Genomic DNA, 15694 nt, shown 5'->3' with positions numbered 1-15694 from the left:
GCACCGCCGGCCGGCCATCTGGACCGGCCGGCGGTCGGCGTGCTCCACGGGGGCTCGCCGTTCGCGGATGCCGGGAGGTCGGCGTACAGCGGTCGGCGTTCAGCGGTCGGCGCGCCGAGGCCGGCGTTCAGAGGCCGGCTTCACAGGTCGGCTTTATAGGTCGGCTTTATAGGTCGGCGAGGAGTCGCCCGGCGAGTGCGGCCGGGTCGCCGTCGAAACGGCCCGGGTGGGCCTCGTACGCGGCCGAGACGGGCCGCCAACCCCCGCGGGTGGGCTGTACCCGTACCGCCAGCAGCTCGTGGCCGGTCCCGCTGTGGTGCAGGTGGATCACGCCCTCGGCGGTCTGCGCGACCCAGTCGCGATGCGATCCGCCCGTACGGATCCGCTGCCAGTCCGCGTCCGTCCAGCACTGTCCGTCGGGCACCGGGAGCGGGCGGGGCAGTTCGATCGGCCGCCGACCTGCCGGACCGGTGACGCCGCCGGGCGCCGGGACGGCCCAGTCGGGCAACGGTTCGCGGGCGGCGAGCCAGGCGGCCGGGATGCCGTCGGTGCCGGTCCGGGCGGAGACGATGCCGCCGACGATGGCAGCGGTGGTGTCGACGTCCCCGCCGACCGACACGGTCTCCCAGATCGCGGTCGGGTAGTCGTCCAGGTGCCGGGCCGCCGCCCAGAGTGCGAACGGGACGGTGTCGAGGGCGCTGACCCGGCTCCCGTTGCCCAGCAGCCGGGCGACGCTGTCGGCGTCCGCCCCCGCGTCCAGCAGCCGGGCGGCCTCGACGATGGCGTCCCTGACCACCCCACGCGGCGTCAGCCCGCCGACCAGGCCGAGGAATCCGGCCGGACCGCCGCCCAGGTCCTCGGTACGGGCCCGAACGGCGTAGGCCGCGGCCACCGCCACAGCGATCGCACCGTCCACCGCCTGCGGGTGGGTGTGGGTGATCACGGCGGTCGCGGCGGCGGGCCCGACGACCGCCGCCGGGTCGGCAGCGTACGCGGCGCCGAGCGGCGCGACCCGCATCGCGGCGCCGTTGCCGTACGAGCCCTGGCCGTCGAAGAGTTCGGACGCCAGTCGGACCGCGTCACCGCCCTCGCGGATCAGCCGGAGCAGCCGGTTGGCGGCCGGTCCGTAGCCGCGGTCGAAGTCGTGCCGGCGGGCGAAGGCGTGGGTGAGGTCGAAGGTGTCGACGGTGCCGCGTTCGCCGACCGCGGCGTGGACGGAGCAGGCCATCTCGGTGTCGTCCGTCCATGGCCACGGCCCGGGCGGAGCCTGACGGGCGGCCAGGTGACGGCGGTTCACGGGGACGAAGACCTGAGCGCCGAGCGCGTCGGCGACGGAGAGTCCCCGGAGGGAGTCGAGGGCCGCAGTCAGATGGCGGGGCGGGTGGTCGGTCGAGTGGTCGGCCCGGTGGTCGGTCGAGTGGTCGCTCGTGTCGTTGTGTGCTCGGTCGGAAGGGGGTGGTTTGTCGGGGTCATTGCGCCCGAGCATCGCAGCCGTCGACGTCAGCCGCCATGGAATTCCGCGACTGTCCGGACAAAGCGGGCCGGATCGTCGAGCCACGGGAAGTGCCCGGCACCGGGCCGGACCAGGCAGCTGCCGACCGGGAAGGCCGCGGCCGGTTCGGCCGCCACTCGCGGCGAGGGGCTGCCCGTTCAGCTCGGCCGCGAGGACCAGCACGGGGGCGGCGAGTGGCCAGGACGGTGCGGGTCGCCGGCGGGTCGTAGGCGCCCGCGGAGTGGTGGACGGCGTCGGCCTCCGCGGGATGCCGATGACCTGTGCGCTCGGGGCGATCAGGGCCAGCCGGCCCGTCCGCTCGGGGTGAGCCGCCGCGTAGTGGGTGGCCAGGCCCGCACCGGCCGAATGGGCCAGCAGGTCGAACCGGTCGAGCCCGAGGTGGCGGCGCAGCGCCTCGACGTCCGGGACCTGGCGGTCGCACCGGTGAAGATCGGCATGGACGCGATCATGTCGACCTGCCGACGCCGCCCCCACCGAGGATGTCGTGCCGCCGCGGGTGGGGCCGGGGTGTTCAGCAGCGGGAGTCGATCTCCTGGAAGCTGGCGTAGTGGTCGCCCGTCCAGTACTGCTCGCCGGCGCTGCCGGTGACCACCCGTCGGGTTCCCCGGTCGTCGGAGCCCGGGGTGACCACGGTGTACTCGTGGTAGTAGCCGGTGGACTGGCGCGGAAGCCGGCTCTCCCGGTTCTCGAAGACGATGCCGTCGGAGCGGTACGGATATGGGCCGCCCTTGGCGATCAGGGTGAGGGTGTCCCGGGCCTGGTCGGGGAGCTTGCTGCGGCAGACATCCGCGAGCGCGGTGTTGGTCGGCACCCAGCCGGACGGAGACGAGGGCTTCGCGGGCGGGGACGGTTTGGGCGCCCCGCTGGCGGACCGGCCCGCCGTGGCATTCGGCGTGGTGCCCTTCGCGGTGGCCGCGGTGCCGGCTGCAGCGGAACCGCCCGAGCTGCCACACCCGGTCAGCGCGGCACTGGCCGTGAGGGCGGCGACGAGCGTCGCGAGGACGGTCCGGGCGGTGCGGCGGGAACGGGGGCGGTCCCGGTCGGTGCGGCGGGGGCGGCTACTCATGGCCCCCAGCATGCCGGTTCGGCGCCCGGAGCGGCGCAGAACGCCGCCGGGGGGCGGACACCACCGGGTGGAACGCCGCCGGGGCGGGGCAGGGCATCACGGGGTGGAACGCCGCCGGGGCGGGAACGGACGCCATTGTCCGTTCCCGCCCCGACTGCTACGTACGGCGGCTCTCCTGCGCCGAGCTCCGCCGCACGCCCCTCCCCTGCGGAGGGGATGCGGGCAACGATGGGACCGCGCTGCTTCGTGTCAGCGCGAGTCGCTGCCCGCCGTCTCGATGGCGGCGCGGCCTGCCTCCAGGCGCGCCACCGGGATCCGGAAGGGGGAGCAGGATACGTAGTCCAGCCCCACCTCGTGGAAGAAGTGGACCGAGTCCGGGTCGCCGCCGTGCTCGCCGCAGACACCGAGCTTGAGGTCCGGGCGGGTGGCCCGGCCGGCCTCGGCGGCCAGCTTGACCAGCGCGCCGACACCGTCGCGGTCGATGGTCTCGAACGGGCTGACGCCGAAGATGCCCTTCTCCAGGTAGGCCGTGAAGAAGGAGGCCTCCACGTCGTCCCGGGAGAAGCCCCAGACGGTCTGGGTCAGGTCGTTGGTGCCGAAGGAGAAGAACTCCGCGGCCTCGGCGATCTGACCGGCGGTCACCGCGGCGCGCGGCAGCTCGATCATGGTGCCGAGCTTGATGTCCAGCTGGACACCGGTGGAGGCGCAGACCTCGGCGAGCACGCGCTCGCACTCGTCGCGGACCAGCTCCAGCTCCTGGACGGTGCCGACCAGCGGGATCATCACCTCGGGGCGCGGGTCGCCGCCGGCCAGCTTGCGCTCGGCCGCGGCCTCCGCGATGGCCCGGACCTGCATCCCGAACAGGCCGGGGATGACCAGGCCGAGGCGGACGCCGCGCAGACCCAGCATCGGGTTCTGCTCGTGCAGCTTGTGCACGGCCTGGAGCAGGCGCAGGTCGTTCTCGTTCGGGTCCCGGCGGGCCTCGGCGAGGGCGACGCGCACCGACAGCTCGGTGATGTCGGGGAGGAACTCGTGCAGCGGCGGGTCCAGCAGGCGGACGGTGACCGGGAGGCCGTCCATCGCCTGGAACAGCTCCAGGAAGTCGCCCTTCTGCAGCGGCAGCAGGGAGGACAGGGCCTGCTCGCGGTCCTTGTCGTTGTCCGCGAGGATCAGGTGCTCGACCTCCTTGCGGCGCTCCTCACCGAGGAACATGTGCTCGGTGCGGCACAGGCCGATGCCCTGGGCGCCGTACCGGCGGGCGCGGCTCGCGTCCTCGGCGTTGTCGGCGTTGGCGCGCACGACCATCCGGCGGCGGGTGTCGGCGTGCGCCATCAGGCGGTGCACGGCCTGGACCAGCCCGCCCTGGACGTCGGCGCCGGCGTGCAGGGTGCCCTCGAAGTACTCGACCACGGGGGACGGCAGCACCGGGACCTCGCCCAGGTAGACCTTGCCGTTGGCGCCGTCGATGGAGACCACGTCGCCCTCGTGGACGACCTGGCCGTCGGCGGTGGTGAACTTGCGGTTCTTGGTGTCCACCTCCAGCTCCTCGGCGCCGCAGACACAGGTCTTGCCCATGCCGCGGGCGACCACGGCCGCGTGGGAGGTCTTGCCGCCGCGCGAGGTCAGGATGCCCTCGGCCGCGATCATGCCCTCGAGGTCGTCCGGGTTGGTCTCGCGGCGGACCAGGATGACCTGCTCGCCGGAGCGCGACCACTTGACCGCGGTGTAGGAGTCGAAGACCACCTTGCCGACCGCGGCGCCCGGGGAGGCGGCGATGCCGTAGGCGACCGGCTTGGTCTCGGAGGTGGGCGCGAAGCGCGGGAACATCAGCTGGGCGAGCTGGCCGCCGGTGACCCGGTGCAGCGCCTCGTCCAGGTCGATCAGGCCCTGGTCGACCAGCTGGACGGCGATCCGGAAGGCGGCAGCGGCGGTGCGCTTGCCGACGCGGGTCTGCAGCATCCAGAGCTTGCCGCGCTCGATGGTGAACTCGATGTCGCAGAGGTCGCGGTAGTGCGTCTCCAGCGTGTTCATGATCGACATCAGCTGGTCGTACGACTTCTTGTCCAGCTGCTCGAGGTCGGCCAGCGGGAGGGTGTTGCGGATGCCGGCGACGACGTCCTCGCCCTGCGCGTTCTGCAGGTAGTCGCCGTAGACGCCCTGGGTGCCGGTGGAGGGGTCGCGGGTGAAGGCGACACCGGTGCCCGAGTCCTCGCCGAGGTTGCCGAACACCATGGTGCAGACGTTGACCGCAGTGCCCAGGTCGTTCGGGATGCGCTCCTGGCGGCGGTACAGGCGGGCCCGGTCGCCGTTCCAGGAGTGGAAGACCGCGTAGATGGCGAGGTCGAGCTGCTCGCGCGGCTCCTGCGGGAACTCGCGGCCGGTCTCGCGGCGCACGATCGCCTTAAAGGTGTCGACCAGGGCCTTGAGGTCCTCGGCGGTGAGGTCGAGGTCGTTGGTGGTGCCCTTGGCGTGCTTGGCCTCGTCCAGGGCGTCCTCGAACAGCTCGCCGTCGACGCCCAGCACGGTCTTGCCGAACATCTGGACCAGGCGACGGTAGGAGTCCCACGCGAAGCGCTCGTTGCCGGACTGGGCGGCAAGCCCGGTCACCGACGCGTCGGAGAGGCCGATGTTCAGGACGGTGTCCATCATGCCGGGCATGGAGAACTTGGCACCAGAACGGACCGAGACCAGCAGCGGGTTGTCGGCCTGGCCGAGCTTCTTACCCATCTGCTTCTCGAGGGCGACCAGGTGGCCGCTGATTTCCTCGTGGAGGGAGGACGGCTCGCTGCCGGTCTCCAGGAAGACCTTGCAGGCCTCGGTCGTGATGGTGAACCCCGGAGGGACGGGGAGACCCAGGTTGGTCATCTCGGCGAGGTTCGCACCCTTTCCGCCAAGAAGATCCTTGAGGTCCTTGTTTCCTTCGGTGAAGGAGTAAACAAACTTCTGCTGCGCCGCCACGGGTCGGTCTCCTCGCACACGGTTGCCCTGACGCCGGAGAACATACCCATTTCGAAGGCTGCGTAGGGGAACGAATGTCACGTACGAGCCTCGGAATGGGCGCTGACCCGACAGATCGAATGCCCGTCAGAGCGTTTACCTCTGTTGCCGAAATCGTCCGGCTGACGCTAGGGAGTCTTCAAGAAGTGAACGCATGGCCACGCGAAGATCACGCGAACCGGACAGAGAGTAGTGGCGGACGAACCGCCGTGTTTCACCGGCTTGATTTCCTGCAGCCAGCCGCGGCGATCCGCCTCGATGCCCCTTCGGGAAGCGATCCCGACTTGTACACCTTGGCGAACCCCGCTGACCAACCGTCAATCGCAACGATATGTGGCAAGCGTCACGAGCGCATCTCAACTGTCGGGCGTAGCTCAACTGCGCCATCCGTCGCATTCTGCTGATGGGGCGGGTGCGCTGAGTGATGGAAATCTGCCGAAAAGGAGCCCTCTTGGCCTGATTGGACAAGAGGGCTGGGCCGAGATGGCGAGGGGGTCGGGGAGGGCTATTTTGCCTCTACGGCCAACTCAGCCGCCGGATGTATCGGATTCGGCACCTTCGGCCGGTCGGGCGCAGTCGTACGGATCGTCCAACCAGCCCTCGGGCAGGACCACCCGGTTGTTGCCGCTCGTACGGCCACGCGGCCCGTCCGCCCCGAGCGGCCAGCTCTGCTCCTGGTCGACCAGCGCCAGCGTCTCCCCCAGCTCCGCCAGCGAGGACGCACCGGCCAGCTTCACCCGAAGCTCCGACCCGACCGAGAAGCCCTTGGTGTACCAGGCCACGTGCTTGCGGAAGTCGATCACGCCGCGCGCCTCGTCACCCAGCCACTCGCCCAGCAGCTGGGCGTGCCGGACCATCGCCCGCGCCACGTACGAGAAGGTCGGCCGCGCGTAGTCGACGTCGCCCTCGAAGATCGAGACCAGGTCCTTGAACAGCCACGGACGGCCAAGGCAGCCCCGGCCCACCACGACACCGTCGCAACCCGTCTCGCGCATCATCCGCACCGCGTCGTCCGCCGACCAGATGTCGCCGTTGCCGAGCACCGGGATCTCCGCCGGCACCGCCTCCCGCAGCCGGGCGATCGCCGACCAGTCAGCCGTACCGCCGTAGTGCTGCGCCGCCGTACGACCGTGCAGCGCGATCGCCGCCACACCCTCCTCGGCGCCGATCCGGCCCGCGTCAAGGAAAGTGAGGTGATCGTCGTCGATGCCCTTGCGCATCTTCATCGTCACCGGGAGCGCACCCGCGTTCGCCACCGCCTCGCGGAGGATCTCGCGCAGCAGGTTCCGCTTGTACGGCAGGGCCGAGCCGCCGCCCTTCCGCGTCACCTTGGGGACCGGGCAGCCGAAGTTCAGGTCGATGTGGTCGGCGAGGTCCTCCTCCGCGATCATCCGGGCCGCCCGGCCGACCGTCACCGGGTCCACGCCGTACAGCTGGATCGAACGCGGCTTCTCACTCGCGTCGAACTTGATCAACTGCATGGTCTTGGCATTCCGCTCGACCAGGGCACGCGTGGTGATCATCTCCGACACGTACAGACCGCGGCCGCCGCTCTGCTCCCGGCACAGGGTGCGGAAGGGGGCGTTGGTGATGCCGGCCATGGGCGCGAGGACGACGGGCGGCCAGACCTCCATCGGGCCGATGTTCAGTGGGGCGAACTCGGCGGGGGCTGGGGGTGTGGCGCTGGTGGCCGCGGGCGTGGTGGCGGTGGGCGCGGCCGTGGTGGTGGCGGGCGAGGGGTAGGGCGCGTCGGTCGTGGCGGTCATGCGTGGCAGATCCTCAACGGGGCGGGCCCCAAGGCGGGCGTGCGGGACTCTCCATTCTCCCTCACGCGGCGCAGTGGCCTGCGGCTGTCGCTTCGAGGAGGTCAGCTGTGCCCCAGGCCGCACAGCAAGGAGTGGTCGGCGGCGAATCGAAGTGGACGGCCACAGGATCTGTGGGCGGGCTGGGCGCCGGGCTCGACGGGGCGATGACGTACGAGCCCGGACGGTCAGCCTCCATCGTCGTCACCTCGGTCGATGGTCACGGTTCCCGAGGCTGCGGCGATGTCCAGTACGTCGGCGGAGTCGGCGCCGGGAACCGACGGGTCCACGTCGCGCCGGCCACTCGCGGTGGTGAGGTCGACGCGGTAGGTCGTCCGATCGTCGGGAAGGTGGATGATCAGTGGTCCGGAGGCGAGCCGGGCGGTGACCGATCGGGGAGCCCTGGCGTAGCCCAAGGTGAGGGAACCGGAGTTGCTGAACACCGTCGTCCGCTCCGCTGTCAGCTCACTACCGATGATCTGCCCGGAGCCTGCCTTCGCCCAGATCGTCCCGCTCAACCCCTGGAGATCCAGCTGACCCGAACCGGTCCGAGCCTCGAAGTCGCCGGTGAGCCGCTGGATCTCGGTCCGGCCGGACCCGTTCGTGGTGTGGACCGCCATATCTGCCGGAACCTCGATGTCGAGCATGACCGCACAACCGATCACCTCGGTCGGTGCGGGACACCTCACCGAGATCTTGAGCGTGTCGTTCTCGAGCCGCTGGGAGACCGAAGGACGGCGCAGCGACCATCCGACCCGCTGGTCCACCACTACCTGGTCGGCTCTGCCCGCGCGAATGGACACCGTCGCCGCGCCCGAGTCGACCTCAACGGTGGCGAGGGCTCCTCGGCGGTAGGTCCGCTCGTCGCGGGCTTGCTGCTGGCTCAACTGGGCCCAGGCGACTGCACCACCGGACAGGACGGCGAAGACGATGACCAGGACTCCGAGGGTCCGCCAGCCGTTGCGGCCGGCGTCGCGGACTTCGGCGGCTGCGTCGGTGGAGTCGGGACCACCCGCCGTGGACCTGCGGAACGGACCTGGCGCGGTCGCTCGGGCGGAGCCATGGTGGTCGCCGCCGGCCGCGTCGTGGTGCTGCCCGCCGCCTGGCGTGTTGTCGGTGGTGTGGCTGCGGGGCGGGGGAACGGTCTCGTCGGCTGCCACTACCCCACCTCCAGATAGCGCAGGACGGCGAGGACTCGGCGGTGGGTGGCGTCGGCGGGTGGCAGGTCGAGCTTGGTGAAGATCGAGTTGATGTGTTTGGCGACTGCGCTGTCACTGACCACCAACGACTCGGCGATGGCAGTGTTCGACCGTCCCTCGGCCATCAGCCCCAGCACGTCCCGCTCGCGCGGGGTCAGCCGACGCAGGGGGTCGATGTCCTTGCGGAGCAGGAGCTGGGCGACCACTTCGGGGTCGAGCGCCGTGCCCCCGTCCGCAACTCGCTGGAGCGCCTCGACGAAGTCGTCAACGTTGGCCACCCGTTGCTTGAGCAGGTAGCCGACACCGCTCGTGTTGGTGGAGAGGAGGTCGGCCGCGTAACGCTCCTCGACGAACTGGGAGAGCATCAGCACCGCGACCTCCGGCCACTGGCGGCGGATCACCAGGGCTGCGCGGACGCCCTCGTCGGTGAAGCCCGGTGGCATCCGGACGTCGATCACCGCCACCTGCGGCCGGTGCTCCTCGATGGCGGTCAGGAGGGCATCGGCATCTCCCACTGCGGCAGCGACCTCGTAGCCGACGGCTTCGAGCACCTTGACCAGGCCCACTCTCAGCAGGACAGAGTCCTCCGCGATCACAGCTCGCACGGCAGCTCCATGGTGATGGTGGTCGGGCCCCCGCGGGGGCTGGTGATGGACAAGGTGCCGTCGACGGATGCGGCGCGTCGCCGCAGACCTATCAGGCCGGTGCCTCTGGCGGTGTCCGCGCCGCCGATGCCGTCGTCGGTGATGGTGATGTGCAGTCGGTCGGCGCTCTGGCGGAGGCTGAGGTCGACCCGGGACGCCTTGGCGTGCTTGGCTGCGTTGGTCAGGGCTTCGGAGACGGTGAAGTAGGCGACTGCTTCCACGGTCGGGGAGATCCGTCGTGGCAGATCGACGCTCAGACGGACCGGGACCGGACTGCGGGCGGCGATACCGGAGAGGGCTGCGTCCAGGCCGCGGTCTTCCAGGACGACGGGGTGCAGGCCGCGGACCAGATCGCGGAGCTCGTCGATGGCAGCCTGGGCCTCTTCGTGCGCCTCGATGATGACCTGCATGGCCTCGGGCGGTATGTCACGCAAGGTCCGCCGGGCCAGGCCGAGGTTCATGGCGAGGGCCACCAGGCGCTGCTGGGCGCCGTCGTGCAGGTCGCGTTCGATGCGGCGGCGCTCGGCGTCGGCAGCATCGACGACGCCGGCGCGGCTCTCCGCAAGATCCTCCACCCTGCGCTCCAGGACCTCGGCCCGGTTGGGACCGAGGAGGGCCCGGGCGGCCCACAGCTCCAGTGCGGCGAACCCGGCCGTCAGCCACGGCATGAAGAGGAGAAGTAGTAGACCCGCACCGGTGATCCAGCCGTTGGTGACCGACCATCCGAAGCCGGAGCGCAGCGGGCTGCCGGGTGGCATCAACCAGGCCCAGCCGAAGACGGTCGCCAGCACCAGCCCGGCACCCCAGAGCCCCAGGAGCGCGCCGCCAAGCAGTGACTGGGCCGGGGCCACGAGGAGGTGGTAGACGGCCTGCCGCCAGGTGAATCCGGCTCTGAGGCGGGCCGCCCACCCGGCGTCGGCGGGGAGGCGGCTCGGCACCTCGACTCCCCGCAGGCTGCGCAGCCGGCTGCGCTGGGCCGTCGTCAGCAGATCGAGGCACCCTGCCGAGAGGACGGCCAGGAGCCAGAAGCTCCTCGGTTCGAGCAGCGCGAGCAGCACGGGCAGGCCGAGCGGGACGCCTGCCGCGATGAACACCGAATCCCGTCGGGCAGCGTCCGACCACGGAGCGTGCTCGGCGCTCCGTGCGAGGACCTGGCGGAGGTTCGACTGGATCATGGCGCTCAGCGTAGAGGTCCCGTGATCATGGCTGCCATGGCGTCGGCATCCGTCTTTGGGGTGTAGCTAGGTACACCCCAAAGACGGATCTTGGGGTTACCGACATCGCCGCGTCCGCTGACCAGTCTTGACGTCATGACGAACACGAATACGAACACGAACGCAAACACGGTCTGCGGTGACAGTGGCCTGACGGACCCTCGGTCGGGCAGTCCGGCGGACGGCGTCGGCCCTGCCGACGGAGCCGACGGCCTGGTGCGCCACGGCTCCTGGCCGATGGATCCGGCAGCGGGGTCGGTCGACCTCCTCGCGCCCGTCGGTCCGTGGCTGGTCCGGGTCCGGCGTCCGCGGGGGCGGCGACGTGCGATCGAGGTGTACGAGCAGGGTGAGCTGGTGGACGTCCTGACCGAGAGTGCGCTCGCCAGGGGTGGCTTACTCCGTGGAGTCCGGCAGGCCGGGGGGCGATTGCGTGGTCACCACGGTCGAGTGGGCGAGGGCGGCCGGGCCGCTTTTGCCTGGGGGCGACTGCCGGCGTCCGGGCTGCCGCCGACGGTCACGTTCCTCCGACGAGGTGTGCGGAGGCGGCGGTGTGCGGCCCGAGTCGTCCCGGTCGACGGGCGGTTCTGGTTCGCCTGTGTCGACGGGACTTTCCACGGGGTGCAGGTCACGTCGCCGTGCGGTGGCTCGGCTCGGCGGCGATCCCGGCGGGCATCGTGAGCACACCCGTGATGCGGTGGCCGGTCCGAGAGATGCGAGCGCTCCGGGCCTCCGCACGGACAGGCGAGGCGGGTCGTGCAGGCTCGACAGGCGTGGTGGAACACCTCCGGCCCGTGCTCGCTCGGCTGGGTGGCCCCCACCGTCTGCTGATTGCCTGCGGATTCCTGCTGCTGCCCTGGGCCGCTCTGCTGGCCAGCTTTCCGGACGGCCGGGCCTGGGCAGTGCTGGATGTGGTCGAGGCAGCGGTGCTGATCACCGCCGGGCTGCAGCTACGCCAGGGATACGGTCGGCACCGCGCGGCAGCGGCTCTCGCCGCCGCCCTGCTGGTGGGCGATGCCCTGTGCGACCTGGCATCGGCGGCTCCGGGCACGGAGCTGGCCGCTGCGACGGTCATGGCCGTCGGGGCGGAGCTGCCGCTCGGCCTGCTCTGCTGGTCGCTGGCGCTCAGCGGGCCGGTGTCCCTCGGCGGGCCAGCGGCTCAGTCGGCCACCGCCGCGTCCCGGAGCCGCTCCAACTCCTCACGGGTCGCCTCGTCCTGCGGCACGTACCCCACCATTCGGGTGCCGGTGCGCGGACCGAGCCAGAAGTTGGTGTATTCGAACTGCAGCAGCCCGGTCCCGGGCAGCACGAACTGCTTCAGCCCGTTGACCATGGCCGCCACCTCGTGGCGTTCCCAGGCCTCGGCGAAGGCGGGAGAAAGCTTCCTGAGTCGCCCGACCAGGGCCTTCCAGCTCGGTTCCGCGGCATGGTCCGCCATTGCCGCCCGGAAGCGCGCGACCACCCCGGCCCTCGCCGCCTCCAGATCCACCAGATGCCGGGCGAAGGGAGTGTCCGTGAAGACCATCAGCAGCATGTTGCGGTCCTCGATCGGTACGGCGTCAAGGTCGCCGGCCAACCAGGAGTACGCCCGATTGTGCGCCAGGATGTCGTACCGGCTGCTGATCACCGCGGCGGGGAAGGGATCGAGCTGCTCCATCAACATCCGCACCGGGGCCGAGACGGTGGCGCACTCCTTGACCGGTGACGGATCCTCGGCTCCGGCCAGGACGAACAGGTGCGCCCGCTCGATCCGGTCGAGCAGCAGCGCTCGGGCGACCGCGTCCAGCACCTGGGTGGACACCTGGATGTCGCGTCCCTGCTCCAGCCACGTGTACCAGGTGACCCCGACCGCGGCGAGATGCGCGACCTCCTCCCGTCGAAGACCGGGAGTGCGGCGGCGCCCGGTGGCCGGCAGTCCGACCTGTTCGGGCGAGATGCGCTCACGTCGGCTGCGCAGGAACGCGGCAAGTTCGTGGCGGCGTGCGGCGGAGGGGGCGGTCGCATCGACAGAGGTGGCCATGACCCCAGCATGCTCCAGCTCGGAGCCTATTGCCAGGTAGTCGTTATACCTGGATAAACACTCTCTGGTACCAGGTTGAGGGAGCCTGGATCGTAGTAGCCGTGACCCAACAACTTGCGCACCCGCAGACCGTCGCCCCGGCCCGTCCCGCCACGCCCGACCTCGGCATGGCCGGCCTGGTCACCGTCCTCCTCGGCGCCTTCCTCCCGATGCTTGACTTCTTCATAGTGAACGTCGCGCTGCCGACCATCGACCACGACCTGGTCGCCGGCCCCGCCGTCCTGGAGCTCATCGCGGCCGGATACGGCATTGCCTTCGCCGTTCTGCTCGTCGTCGGCGGACGACTGGGCGACGCCTTCGGACGCCGGCGGCTCTTCGTCGCCGGAGCCGCCGCCTTCGCCCTCACCTCCCTCGTCTGCGGTGTCGCGCCCACCGCAGGAACCCTGGTCGCCGCCCGGGTCGCCCAGGGCGCATCGGCCGCGCTCCTGCTTCCGCAGGTCCTGGCCACCATCACCGCCACCAGCACCGGTCGGCAGCGCGCCCGAGCGCTCGGTATCTACGGCGCCGTCGGCGGGATCTCGGTGGTGATCGGCCAGGTGCTCGGCGGGTTGCTGGTCTCCGCCGACCTCTTCGGCACCGGCTGGCGGGCAGTCTTCCTGCTGAACGTGCCGTTCGCCCTGCTCACGGCGGTGCTGGCCCTGCGCTACGTGCCGGAGAGCCGGGCACCTCAGGCAGCTGACATCGACATCCCCGGCACAGTGCTGCTGACGGCTTCACTGCTGGCCCTTTTCGTCCCCCTTATGGAGGGGCGGGCCGTCGGGTGGCCGCTGTGGACCTGGCTGCTGCTGGCCGCCTTCCCGCTGCTCGCCGCGGCCTTCCTCGCCGTCGAGCGGTCCGCCGAGCGGGCCGGGCGGGTCCCGCTCGTGCCGCTGTCGCTGCTGCGCATTCCGGAGATGCGGCGAGGCCTCGGTGTGGCCGTGCCCTACTTCACCGGATTCGGCGGCTTCATGTTCGTCGTCGCCCTGGTGCTGCAGCAGGGGCTGCACGAAGACCCCATCGCGGCCGGCTGGGCCCTGGTCCCGATGGCAGTCGGCTACTTCACCGCCTCGCTGGCCGGTCCTCGCTTGGTCGGCCGCTTCGGCAGCCGGGTGATCACCGTCGGCGCGGTGGTTCAGGGCATCGGTCTGATGACCCTGTTCACCACCGTGATGACCGACTGGACAGGCTTCTCGGCCCTGCGGATGCTTCCCGGCGTCGCGCTCGCCGGGATCGGTCAGGGCCTGGTGGGAATGCCGCTCTTCCGAGTCGTCCTCTCCGGGGTGCCGCTGGAGCGGGCGGGTGTGGGCAGCGGTGTGCTGGCGACCACTCAGCAGTCCAGCCTCGCACTGGGTGTGGCCACGCTCGGCACCCTGTTCATCTCGCTCACCCCGACCTTCGGGATGGCTCACGCCCTTGCCCTGGTGCTCGCCCTTCAGGCCGCGGGGTCCCTGGTCATCGTCCACCTCAGCCTGCGGCTCCCCCGCTCGGTCGGTTAGTCGGCGTGGTCGCGAGGGCGATCACGGCACGATGGAACCGGGGTTGAAGCTGCCGCTGCGGCAGCCTCTACCGTCCAGAACAGGGCCGGAAACACCGGCCCGGTGGAGCATCGTGAGGGAGACGGCGATGGCTTGGCCCACGGCGGAGGTCGCCCGGATGTCGGGTGTGACGGCCCGGACCCTGCGGCACTACGACGAGGTCGGCCTCCTGCCGCCGGCATGGATCGGCAGCAATGGGTACCGCTACTACGAGGAGCGGCAACTGCTTCGGTTGCAGCAGATCCTCGTCCTGCGTGAACTCGGTGTGGGGCTCACCGAGATCGGCCGGGTCCTGGCCGAGCAGGTCGACGAACTCGACGCGCTGCGCGGGCACCGCAGCCGTCTGCTCGCCGAGCGGGACCGGCTGCAGGGCCTCGCCGAGACCGTCTCCCGCACGATCGCCGAACTGGAACAGTCCAGGAAGGACGGCAACCCAATGACCAGCATCAACCGCCCGGAGAACCTGTTCGAGGGGATTCGACCCGAGATGTACCAGGACAGCCTGCGGGACTTCCCGGAGCTGGCCGAGGCGACCGAGCAGCGCGTCGCCACGATGAGCGAGGCCGAGGTCGAGGCGGGCCAGCGCCAGCGAACGGCCCAGATGATCCGGCTGGCGGAGCTCATGGCAGCCGGCCGTCCCGTCGACGCCGACGAGGTGCAGGCCGAGATCGACGCGCAGTACCGGGCGCTGGCGGAGATGCACGCCGTCTCCGCGGAGGAGCACCGGGCGATCGGGCGCGCCTGTGTGGACAACGAGCAGTGGCGCGCGGCGTACGAGGCGATCGCCCCCGGCCTGGCTACCTACCAGCGGGACGCCATCGAGGTGTACGCCACAACTCGGCTGAGCTGAGCCGGAGTCCGGCTGGGGGCCGGGCGCCCCCAGCCCGGCAAGCGGTCGGCCCGACCGGCCGGCACCCCGACGGTCGGGTCCCGACAGACGAGTCCGGTCCGGTCCCGACCGGCGCAGACGAGCAAAAATCTGGAAGCCCGCTGACAGTGCCTGATGACACCATGGCGGTATGACGACGATCCGACCCACCACACCGACCGAGGTCCGTACGCGCGAGGAGCTCGCCGCTCTGGTGGCGGACGGAGCACAGCCGAAGTACCTGCTCTTCTGGGGTCACCGGCCGGAGCGGGACGGAAGGATCGGGGCAGGATCACTCAGCCAGTGGTGGCCGTCCCCGTTCACCGTTGACGGCGTCGACTACGCGACGGCGGAGCACTGGATGATGGCCGGCAAGGCCCGGCTCTTCGGCGACGAGGAGATCGTCCCGCGCATCCTGAACGCCAGGACGCCCGCCGAGGCCAAGAAGCTCGGTCGTCTGGTCCGCGGCTTCGAGGAGACCCGATGGGTCGCCGAGCGCCTCGACCTGGTCGTGCGGGGCAACGTGGCCAAGTTCGGCCAGGACGAAGCACTGCGCGAGTACCTGCTCGGCACGGCGAACCGGGTTCTGGTCGAGGCCAGCCCGCTCGACCGGGTATGGGGCATCGGTCTGGCGGCCGACAACGATCGGGCGACCCGCCCTGCGGAGTGGCGAGGGCTCAATCTGCTGGGCTTCGCGCTGATGGAGGCTCGCGCTCGGCTCGCGGCAGCCGGCTGAGGACCGGAACGCTCGCGCAGGCACCGGGATTCGCCGCCGCGAGCACGACCCCGAACGACTCGAA

Annotated in this window: 11 protein-coding genes and 1 pseudogene; 3 read left to right on the top strand and 9 right to left on the bottom strand. The window is 71.0% G+C overall.

Annotation, left to right across the window (positions count from 1 at the left end):
- Nucleotides 1-166: 166 nt before the first annotated feature.
- The 9 genes and pseudogenes from FHR36_RS40315 to FHR36_RS18090 all read right to left on the bottom strand — a co-directional run bounded on the left by FHR36_RS40315 (nucleotide 167) and on the right by FHR36_RS18090 (nucleotide 12452).
- Complete coding sequence (locus FHR36_RS40315; RefSeq protein WP_407660845.1) at nucleotides 167-1297, bottom strand: ADP-ribosylglycohydrolase family protein; 1131 nt, start codon at nucleotides 1295-1297, stop codon at nucleotides 167-169.
- A 504-nt stretch (nucleotides 1298-1801) separates the two neighbouring features.
- A pseudogene (locus tag FHR36_RS40310) lies at nucleotides 1802-1987 on the bottom strand (alpha/beta fold hydrolase); the annotation flags it as partial.
- Nucleotides 1988-2024: 37 nt separating this feature from the next.
- Nucleotides 2025-2579 (bottom strand): ribonuclease, encoded by a 555-nt coding sequence (locus tag FHR36_RS18120; RefSeq protein WP_308199461.1) that lies wholly within the window; start codon nucleotides 2577-2579, stop codon nucleotides 2025-2027.
- 249 nt (nucleotides 2580-2828) lie between these two features.
- On the bottom strand, nucleotides 2829-5555 hold the full coding sequence (ppdK, locus tag FHR36_RS18115; RefSeq protein ID WP_253798451.1) for a pyruvate, phosphate dikinase: 2727 nt from the start codon (nucleotides 5553-5555) through the stop codon (nucleotides 2829-2831).
- Nucleotides 5556-6103: 548 nt separating this feature from the next.
- Nucleotides 6104-7210 (bottom strand): tRNA dihydrouridine synthase DusB, encoded by a 1107-nt coding sequence (gene dusB / locus FHR36_RS18110; RefSeq protein ID WP_253799402.1) that lies wholly within the window; start codon nucleotides 7208-7210, stop codon nucleotides 6104-6106.
- A gap of 356 nt (nucleotides 7211-7566) precedes the next feature.
- Entirely contained in the window at nucleotides 7567-8538 is a 972-nt protein-coding gene (locus tag FHR36_RS39935; RefSeq protein ID WP_253798448.1) for a DUF4097 family beta strand repeat-containing protein, read from the bottom strand.
- On the bottom strand, nucleotides 8538-9182 hold the full coding sequence (locus FHR36_RS18100) for a response regulator (protein WP_253798445.1): 645 nt from the start codon (nucleotides 9180-9182) through the stop codon (nucleotides 8538-8540). Before FHR36_RS18100 ends, FHR36_RS39935 begins: the two co-directional genes overlap by 1 nt.
- Nucleotides 9170-10396, bottom strand: a complete 1227-nt coding sequence (locus tag FHR36_RS18095; RefSeq protein WP_253798442.1) for a sensor histidine kinase — start codon at nucleotides 10394-10396, stop codon at nucleotides 9170-9172. The genes FHR36_RS18100 and FHR36_RS18095 overlap by 13 nt, the downstream gene beginning before the upstream one ends.
- 1195 nt (nucleotides 10397-11591) lie before the next feature.
- Nucleotides 11592-12452 carry a helix-turn-helix transcriptional regulator gene (locus tag FHR36_RS18090; protein WP_253798439.1) on the bottom strand — a complete coding sequence of 287 codons (861 nt, stop codon included), beginning with the start codon at nucleotides 12450-12452 and terminating at the stop codon, nucleotides 11592-11594.
- Nucleotides 12453-12619: 167 nt separating this feature from the next.
- Between FHR36_RS18090 and FHR36_RS18085 the strand changes: the two genes are divergently transcribed.
- From FHR36_RS18085 to FHR36_RS18075, 3 genes are all read left to right on the top strand, one after another.
- Entirely contained in the window at nucleotides 12620-13987 is a 1368-nt protein-coding gene (locus FHR36_RS18085) for an MFS transporter (protein WP_407660844.1), read from the top strand.
- A 127-nt stretch (nucleotides 13988-14114) separates the two neighbouring features.
- Nucleotides 14115-14876 carry a MerR family transcriptional regulator gene (locus tag FHR36_RS18080; protein ID WP_253798434.1) on the top strand — a complete coding sequence of 254 codons (762 nt, stop codon included), beginning with the start codon at nucleotides 14115-14117 and terminating at the stop codon, nucleotides 14874-14876.
- Between the two features lie 169 nt (nucleotides 14877-15045).
- Entirely contained in the window at nucleotides 15046-15630 is a 585-nt protein-coding gene (locus tag FHR36_RS18075; RefSeq protein ID WP_253798431.1) for a riboflavin biosynthesis intermediates N-glycosidase, read from the top strand.
- Nucleotides 15631-15694 lie beyond the last annotated feature (64 nt).

Source organism: Kitasatospora cinereorecta (assembly GCF_024172095.1).
Taxonomy (GTDB): Bacteria; Actinomycetota; Actinomycetes; order Streptomycetales; family Streptomycetaceae; genus Kitasatospora; species Kitasatospora cinereorecta.
Note: the sequence above shows the minus strand (reverse complement) of the source record. Positions and strands in the feature narration are given on the sequence as shown.